Here is a 7,483-nt window from a genome sequence, read left to right as displayed (position 1 = left end):
ACCATCGCCTGCCTACGAATCTGGCTGCCCTGACTTTGCGGACACCCCCTAGGGCTTCTCACATGGGTCACCTGCGGGCCCAGATGAGGACGGCGGCGAGATGGAGTGCGGCCTGGTAAGCGATGGCGAGCTTGTCTGTTCGCATGGCGAGGCCGCGCCATTGCTTGAGCCGGTGGATGCAGCGTTCGACCGCGTTGCACTGCTTGTCCGCTTCGGTGTCGAAGGTGGGCGGTCGGCCTCCGGAGCGGCCTCGCCGCAGACGGTGGCCGACCTGGTCGGACGGCTCGGGGACGCAGCGCGAATGCCGCGTCGGCGGAGGTGACTCCGGATCGCGCGGGATGAGTACGCGCGGTCCGCCAGGACGGCATCGGGTCGGGTCCTCGGTCTTCCGGGTCCGCTTCGCGGAACACGGATGGCAGCCATGACAGTCTCGAAGGCCGGGGCATCACCCGCCTGACCGGCGGTGACACGCAGGACCAACGGCCGCGCATGTCCGTCGCTGGCGAGGCGGACCTTCGTACCCAGGCCGCCGCGGGAACGTCCGAGCGCATGGTTATCAGGTTCGGCCCGGCCTGGAGCCCCCTTTTCCTGGCGCCGGCGGAATGCTGGTGAGCCCGGCAGACGGTGGAATCCACGGACACAGTCCAGTCGATGTCGTCAGCAACCTCGGCCGCCGCCAGGACCGCAGCAAGGATGCGTTCCCAGGTGCCGTCCACGGCCCACCTGATCAGCCGTTTGTGGGCGGTCCGGAACGAGCCGAGCTCGCCCGGCAGATCCCGCCGAGGCGAGCAGGTGCGGTACTTCAACGCGATTGCCTCAAGGGTTCGGCGGTGATCGGCCGACCGCCGACCGCCGACCGCCGACCGGATCGGCCTGCCCGCGGGTGGGGAGGGTCTATGGCGTGGCCTGCGGCGACCGCATGTTCGTCAGGAGTGCACACACCCCCCCGATGTTCACGCGGTGGCCGACTGCGTGACGGGGCGGCGTGCTGTGAGCGAGGTCGAGGCGCGGCGGGAAACGGTGCGGTGGCTTTGTTCACGCGAGAAGAGGTTCTGGCTCGCTTTCCGTGATGCGCGCACGCTGAGTGACGGCTGACGCTCCGATCAGACTCCAGGAAGTTGCCTGAAAATGACCAGCGCCGAGCTTGGTGTGGTCGACAGTGCGGCGTCGTGGAAGAGACGTCGTCCCGCTGGAGGGCCTGCTGCTACCGTCCATCGCGGATGTGTCGGTGCTGTCGCTGGACGTGAGCGACGAGGCGATACGCATCGACGTCTGCAGTACAGCGGCCGGGGCGGCATGTCCGGACTGTGGGAGCGAGTCGTCCCGGGTGCACAGCTCTTACCTGCGGTTTCCTACAGACGTGCCCAATGGGGGACGTCTGGTGGTCCTGCAACTGCGAGTCCGGCGGTTCTGCTGTCCGGAGTCTTCGTGTGCTCGGCGGACGTTCGCTGAGCAGATGCCGGGACTGACCCGGCGGCACAGCAGGTGGACGGAGCGGTTGCGGTCGACTCTCGCCGCGGTGGTTCTCGCCCTCGCCGGCCGGGCCGGCGCCCGGATGGCACGGGCCTTCGGGGTGTTCATCAGCCCCAGCGTGGTGTTGCGGCTGCTCGATGCATTGCCCGAACCCGAAGCACCGGCCCCACGAGTGGTTGGTGTTGATGAGTACGCCACACGCAAAGGACGGGTCTACGGCACGGTGCTCGTCGACGTCGAGACCCGTCGGCCGGTGGATCTGCTGCCTGACCGGGAGGCGTCCAGCCTGGCCGGTCACCGCGCAGCCGCCGGCACCCCGCGTGGTGACGAGATGGATCCTCAGCCGACCCGAGACGCTGACCGAGATCGAGCAGCTCCGGCTCAAGGCCGTCCTGGCCAACTGCCCTGAACTCGACGCCCTGACCGGTCGCGTCCGGTCCTTCGCCCAGATGCTCACCGAGCGGCAGGGGGAACGACTTCCGCAGTGGCTCGACGCTGTCCGCCAGGACGACCTTCCCAGCCTCCACACTCTCGCGGCGGGCATCGACCGAGACCGCGACGCAGTCATCGCCGGCCTGACCCTGCCCTGGAACTCCGGCGTCGTCGAAGGACATGTCAACAGAATCAAGATGCTCAAGCGCCAGATGTTCGGCCGGGCTGGCTTCGCACTGCTCCGCAAGCGGGTCCTCCTCGCCCCGTGACCGATGTCAGTGGCTCCTGGAACCATGCCTTCGTCCGAGACAGCCGTATCAGGACCATGCATGAGAACGTGGGGAACCGGCCCGTTCGACAGCGATCTCGCCGCAGACTTCGTCGATGAACTTGAGGGACTCTCCCACCAGCAGGTCATTGACGTGCTGGGGCGGGCATTTCAGCGAGTCACCGACTCGGGAGAACGCGTCGATGGCGGAGACGGGGCCGAAGCTGTTGCCGCTGGCGCTCTCGTCGCGAGTCCCCTCCCGGACAGTCCCATCGTGATCGACCCGGACGACGGTCCCAGGGAACCGCTGCCCGAACTGCCAACCTCCCTTCGCGCGTCGGCGAGACTGGCACTGGACCGGGTTCTCCAGGACGGATCAGAAATGGCAACCGGCTGGGTGGACAGCGCCGACGCTGACCAGTGGCGCCAGGAAGTACGACAGATCCTCCAAGCACTCGAAACACCCACTGATCACTAATCGTGACCGCTTCACGGAAGTCGTGCCAGAACCCAAGAAGAGACAGCAGATGTTCACCACTTCGGGAGGCACCGCGGTCAGCGGCTGTTCGGTTCCGTCTGCGACATACGCGCGCAAGCCAGTCCAGCGGAGTGTTCGGTTGTGCGGGAGGGGTTGAACCTGCGACGGCCACCGGCGTCAATGTGGTTTCGGAGAGGAGCTCAGGTTCGCCGCCGAGGCCGGCGAGTCAGGCCCACTGCGCCGTGTGGATCTGCGGCCGCTGGAAAGTGGCTGACCCGCGACGACAACAGGGCTTACGTCCCGCAGTTCCGTCGCGCTGCAGACGCACACCCCACCGCCCCACCGCAAAGCCCTCGGTGACTTCAAAAACAAACCGACATCGCAAACTCGGACAGAAGGTGACTCTCAACGTCACCTCGAAACGACTCCCGCGTTGAGGTACAGAGCCAGCCAGCAGGCGGTCGAAGGTGTCGTTGGCGGCCGCGGGTGAAGCTTCGGTCCAGGTCGGCGGTCCGAGTCGGGCCGGCTCAGCCGAACCAGACCACCAGGCGGACGTTCTCGTCGCCGTACTCGGCCGCCAGCGCACGCATCGACGCCCATACCGGGGCCCAATCGCCGTCCGGCGGAACGATCATCCCGGCCGTGTAGACCACCGGACGGTATACGGCGCCGTTCAGATGGACCTCGCCGCCCGGCGGCCATTCGTTCGGGAACAGATCCTCGCCGAAGATCTCCTCAGCCGCGTCGAGCACCTCGAGCGGCGTCCACAGCACGTCGTGCAGGACGAGCTCGCCGTCCGGCCCCGGACGCCACTCGCCCACACGGTTCCCGTCGGGGCGGTCGCAAAGTGGCGCGTCCCAGTCAACCGCCGCGATCTCGGCCCACGTCGCGTACGAATGGCTGTGGTTCAGTTCGTCGACCTCCTTCGGCACCTCCTCGCAGGAGTCCTCCGGCCACCCCCGTCGGTCGAAGAGCGGCCGGTCCACTCCGAGGCTCCCGCCGTAGCCGAACATGGCTTCGCGCTCGTCCCGCTGCTTCCAGAGGTCGAAGTCGAGCAGATCGACCTCCATCTCCCACGTCCCGCCCGCCGTACGTGCTTCGATCAACCCGTCGATGTGCGTCCCCATACGCCGATGCTATGGGCGAGACACCCCAGGGCAGTCCATGATCGCTCGGCTGCGCCAAGCAGGCTTCACCCGTCGGCGCTGAGCCGAGCGGAGGTCCAACTCGGCTTCGGGGCGATGTCTCGATGCGCAAGCAGTGCGGAGTGATCTGGTCGGCAACCACGATCCCGGACCGCCGACCAAGCCGGTCGACCGAGGTTTTTCGGCAACCCGCGCGTGTTTGCCGGACGCCGCTGTGTAGAGGACTCGAAGGGTCCCTGGCCGTAGTCGATGAAAGCGACGAATAAACGGTAGTCGTCATATCGGCAGGCTTGTTGTCACCGGCGTGGGTTGCGGAGGAGGGCTGACGGCCTGGCTGTGCACATGAGGCTGGGCCGGCCCGGGGCGCGTTGCCCGGTCAGCCTATGGCGGGCAGGTGGGGCGGGGTCTGCGGACGAGGTCGGTCAATTTCTGCTGGCGCAAGCCTCCGCCTCCGCCAGGTACCGCGCCACCGGCCCCAGGGTCAGCATTCCGCTCGCCCCGCCCGCGTCTTCGAGGCGGGCGGGGCGCAGGGCCGTTGCCGCGCGGGCGGCGGCCGAGCTCTCGCCGAGGCGGGCGGCGGCGTGGGCGGTCAGGCACCAGAGCGTCTCCTGCATGTGGTCCAGGGGTGGTGTGGGCGTCATGGCCAGGGCGGTACGGGCTTCCTCGTCCCGGTTGCGGGCGAGCAGCACCAAGGGGCGCGTCCAGGGGTGGTACGGCCCCCAGTCGAGGGCGGGATCGGTGGGCGCGGGACGCTCGTGCAGGAGACGTAGGCCCGTGAGGGCGAGGGCGAACAGGCCGCGGTGCAGCCCGGGCATGCCTGCTGTCTCGGCGAGGGCGTTTTCGGCGGTGCGGTATTGCGCTGCGGCGGTGGCGGCGGTCGGCCCGCCCGGTTCGGCACTGCGGGTGGCTGTGGCCCGGGCCCGGAACCAGCCGGTGAGCACGGGGACAGCAGAGGCCTCGGTGCTGACGGCGAGTTGCTCGGCGGCCTCGGCGTGTGTGGTCGCGGCGTCGAGGTCACCGAGGGCTGAGGCGGACTGCAGGCGGATGAGACGGCCGAGCACGGCGAAGTCCGGCAGCTCGTGCCGGGTGGCCAGCTGGAGGATCTCGGCGCCGATCACGTCCCGCGTCGCCGCGAGTCCGGGTCGGGTGAAGGACTGGAGGAACACGCCGTTGAGGGCGAACGCCAGCAGGGCGGGATCGTCCAGCTGCCTTGCCAGCGTCTCGGCCTCGCGCGCTGCCTGCCCGGCGCGCCGCAGCGCGCCGGCGGGCAGATCGGCGCTGCGGCTCTCGACCGCGACGGTGGCCAGCAGGCGGGCGCGCAGTTCGGCGGGGCCGTCGGTGCCGAGCGCGGTGAGTGTACGCTCGGCCGCCGCGACGACGGCGCGGGACTGCTCGGGGTCGTCGGCGCGGCTCCAGAGGGCGGGCACGTCGTAGGCGCCGATGACGCGGGCGGTCAGGGTGATGTCTCCGGCGCGTTCCGCCGCCTGGATGGCGGCGAGGCGGTCGCGCCGCGAGTGGATGAGGGCGTCACCACCCGCCAGGGCCAGGGTGCGGGCCAGTTCGACGGTGGTGCGCGGGCCGAGTCGTACGCGTGCGGGCCACACGGTATGTGAGGGCTGAAGGGTCTCAGCTCCGCGGAGGATGTCCGTCTCCAGGCGCCGGAGGTCGGCACCTGGGTCGAGCCCGAGTTGGTCCGCGAGCATCGTGCGGGCGCGGCGCAGGGTGGCCAGTGCGTCCGCCTGACGGCCTGCCCGGTGCAGCGCGCGGGCCAGCAGTCCCCAGGCCGGCTCACGCCAGGGGTGATCGGTGACGTGGGCGGCCAGTTCGGCGACGAGATCGGCTCCTGAACCGGAGTCGAGGAGGAGGCGGGCGCGCAGTTCCACCCCCTCCAGCCTCAGCTCCTCCAGCCGGGACCGTTCGCGCTGCGCCCACGGGGAGCCGGTCACGTCGGCGTAGGCGGGGCCGCGCCAGGCTGCGAGGGCCGCGTCGAGGTCGGCCAGCCCGTCGGGTGTACGCCGGGCGCGGGCCAGGACGTCCTCGAAACGATGGACGTCGACGGTGTCGCGCGGCAGGCGCAGCGCGTAGCCGGGGCCTTCTGTGACGAGGATGCGCGGCGGGGTGCGGGCCGGCCGGTCGGGTTCGATGGCGCGGCGCAGCGCGGCGACGAACGTACGCAGCGCACCCACGGCGCGCACCGGTGGCTCGGCCCACAGGTCGTGCACGAGGGTGTCGGTGGCGACCATCCGTCCCCCGGCGGCGACGAGCCGGCCGAGTACCTCACGGTGGCGGGGGCCGCCCAGGTCGACCGGGGTGCCGTCGTCATGGAGGGCTCGCACGGCACCGAGTACGTCGATTCGCATGCCTCCATCTTCCGTGCCGCGGATCTGTGGCGCCGAAGCGTACTGATCGGCTGCTGATCGCCGTCACCCATGCTGTTCCCGTCAGTCCTCGGACCGCGGCTTTCGGTCCGCCGACCCCAGGAATGGGCCCTTCATGATTCTCACCGTCCCCGGTTTCGACCACGTCCGTCTGCCCGGCGCAGACGGAGTGGAGCTGGCTGCCGCCGTCGGCGGCAGCGGCAGCCCGGTCGTGTTGCTGCACGGCTTTCCGCAGACCCACCTGATGTGGCGGCACGTCGCCGAGCGGCTCGCCGACGAGCACACGGTGATCTGTCCCGACCTGCGCGGCTACGGCGCCAGCGACAAGCCGGTGGCCACCGGCCCTGAGGTGTACTCCAAGCGCACCATGGCCGCCGATGTCGTCGCCCTGGCGGCGGCTCTGGGCCATGAGCGCTTCGCCCTGGTCGGCCACGATCGAGGCGCCCTGGTCGCCTTCCGGGCAGGCCTGGACCATCCCGTGACGCTCACGCACCTGGGCATCCTCGACGTCGTGCCTACCCTGGACATGTGGAACGTCCTGCACGGTGTCCCGGCAGCGGTCGGCTACCACCTGTTCCTCATGGCACAGCCGCCAGGGCTGCCGGAGAAGATGATCACCAACAGCGCCGACGCCTTCTTCGGATCCTTCCTCGACGTCTGGGCCAGGGACCCGGCGGCCATGCCGGAACCGGTCCGGGCCGCGTACCTGCGGGCATGCGCCGCGGCCGTGCCGTCGATCGTCGCGGACTACCGGGCCTCGGCGGGCATCGACGTCACACACGACCAGGCGGACCAGGACGCCGGTTCCCAGCTGGCCATGCCCGTGACGGTCGTCCAGCAGGACTGGGGAGTGCGACTGGGCTACGACGCCGCATCGCTCTGGCGCGCGTGGGCGCCGGACCTGGACCACCGGCTGACCAGCGCGGGGCACTTCATGGCCGAGGAGGCGCCCGACGAGATCACCGGGGCGATCCGCGACCTGCTGCTCCGCTGAGCCCTCCACCCGAGCCATGAGCGGTGGCAGGCAAGCCCCGCGTTCTTGGCCACCGGACCGGCCCCGCGATCCGGTGGCCGGTGAACCGCCCGCCTGCCCACGGTCGCGGGCGCTGCCCGGGAAGACCCGGCGCCGCTCACCAGGGCGTGGGCAGCGCCCTGCCGGTCTGCGGCCGTTTACCTTTCACGGGCAGCCGGGGGCCGGGGCTGGGGGACGGCGGTGGGTTCCCGGGCGGAACGAACGCCATGGTGACGCCACGGACCGGCCGGGCGTGGCGGGAAGGCAGCCGATGAACGTCGCGGAGCCAGCCGCCCC

Annotated in this window: 5 protein-coding genes and 2 pseudogenes; 4 read left to right on the top strand and 3 right to left on the bottom strand. The window is 70.2% G+C overall.

Annotation, left to right across the window (positions count from 1 at the left end):
- Positions 1–67: 67 nt before the first annotated feature.
- A pseudogene (locus AMK31_RS39465) lies at positions 68–902 on the bottom strand (IS5 family transposase); the annotation flags it as partial.
- A 245-nt stretch (positions 903–1,147) separates the two neighbouring features.
- Here AMK31_RS39465 and AMK31_RS42520 point away from each other — a divergent pair.
- From AMK31_RS42520 to AMK31_RS38595, 3 genes and pseudogenes are all read left to right on the top strand, one after another.
- Positions 1,148–1,882: a transposase family protein gene (locus tag AMK31_RS42520; protein ID WP_385313080.1), complete on the top strand. Its 735-nt coding sequence runs from the start codon at positions 1,148–1,150 to the stop codon at positions 1,880–1,882.
- Positions 1,788–2,174: pseudogene (locus tag AMK31_RS41235) on the top strand (ISL3 family transposase); the annotation flags it as partial. The gene AMK31_RS42520 and the pseudogene AMK31_RS41235, both read left to right, overlap by 95 nt.
- Positions 2,175–2,234: 60 nt before the next feature.
- Positions 2,235–2,651: a DUF4259 domain-containing protein gene (locus AMK31_RS38595; RefSeq protein WP_073945427.1), complete on the top strand. Its 417-nt coding sequence runs from the start codon at positions 2,235–2,237 to the stop codon at positions 2,649–2,651.
- Between the two features lie 527 nt (positions 2,652–3,178).
- Here AMK31_RS38595 and AMK31_RS38590 read toward each other — a convergent pair.
- Both AMK31_RS38590 and AMK31_RS38585 read right to left on the bottom strand, forming a co-directional pair.
- The gene (locus AMK31_RS38590) at positions 3,179–3,721 is read right to left on the bottom strand and encodes a hypothetical protein (RefSeq protein WP_241842885.1); all 543 of its coding nucleotides are present in this window, start codon (positions 3,719–3,721) and stop codon (positions 3,179–3,181) included.
- A gap of 497 nt (positions 3,722–4,218) precedes the next feature.
- Entirely contained in the window at positions 4,219–6,156 is a 1,938-nt protein-coding gene (locus tag AMK31_RS38585; RefSeq protein ID WP_073945425.1) for an AfsR/SARP family transcriptional regulator, read from the bottom strand.
- Positions 6,157–6,289: 133 nt separating this feature from the next.
- Here AMK31_RS38585 and AMK31_RS38580 point away from each other — a divergent pair, with 133 nt between their 5' ends.
- Positions 6,290–7,168 (top strand): alpha/beta fold hydrolase, encoded by an 879-nt coding sequence (locus AMK31_RS38580; RefSeq protein ID WP_073945424.1) that lies wholly within the window; start codon positions 6,290–6,292, stop codon positions 7,166–7,168.
- Positions 7,169–7,483 lie beyond the last annotated feature (315 nt).

Source organism: Streptomyces sp. TSRI0107 (assembly GCF_001905845.1).
GTDB lineage: Bacteria > Actinomycetota > Actinomycetes > Streptomycetales > Streptomycetaceae > Streptomyces.
Note: the sequence above shows the minus strand (reverse complement) of the source record. Positions and strands in the feature narration are given on the sequence as shown.

Bases quoted from the DNA above. Each gene is read 5' to 3' on its own strand.
- AMK31_RS38595 (WP_073945427.1), top strand. From the start codon at position 2,235: ATGAGAACGTGGGGAACCGGCCCGTTCGACAGCGATCTCGCCGCAGAC.
- AMK31_RS38590 (WP_241842885.1), bottom strand. From the start codon at position 3,721: ATGGAGGTCGATCTGCTCGACTTCGACCTCTGGAAGCAGCGGGACGAG.
- AMK31_RS38585 (WP_073945425.1), bottom strand. From the start codon at position 6,156: ATGCGAATCGACGTACTCGGTGCCGTGCGAGCCCTCCATGACGACGGC.
- AMK31_RS38580 (WP_073945424.1), top strand. From the start codon at position 6,290: ATGATTCTCACCGTCCCCGGTTTCGACCACGTCCGTCTGCCCGGCGCA.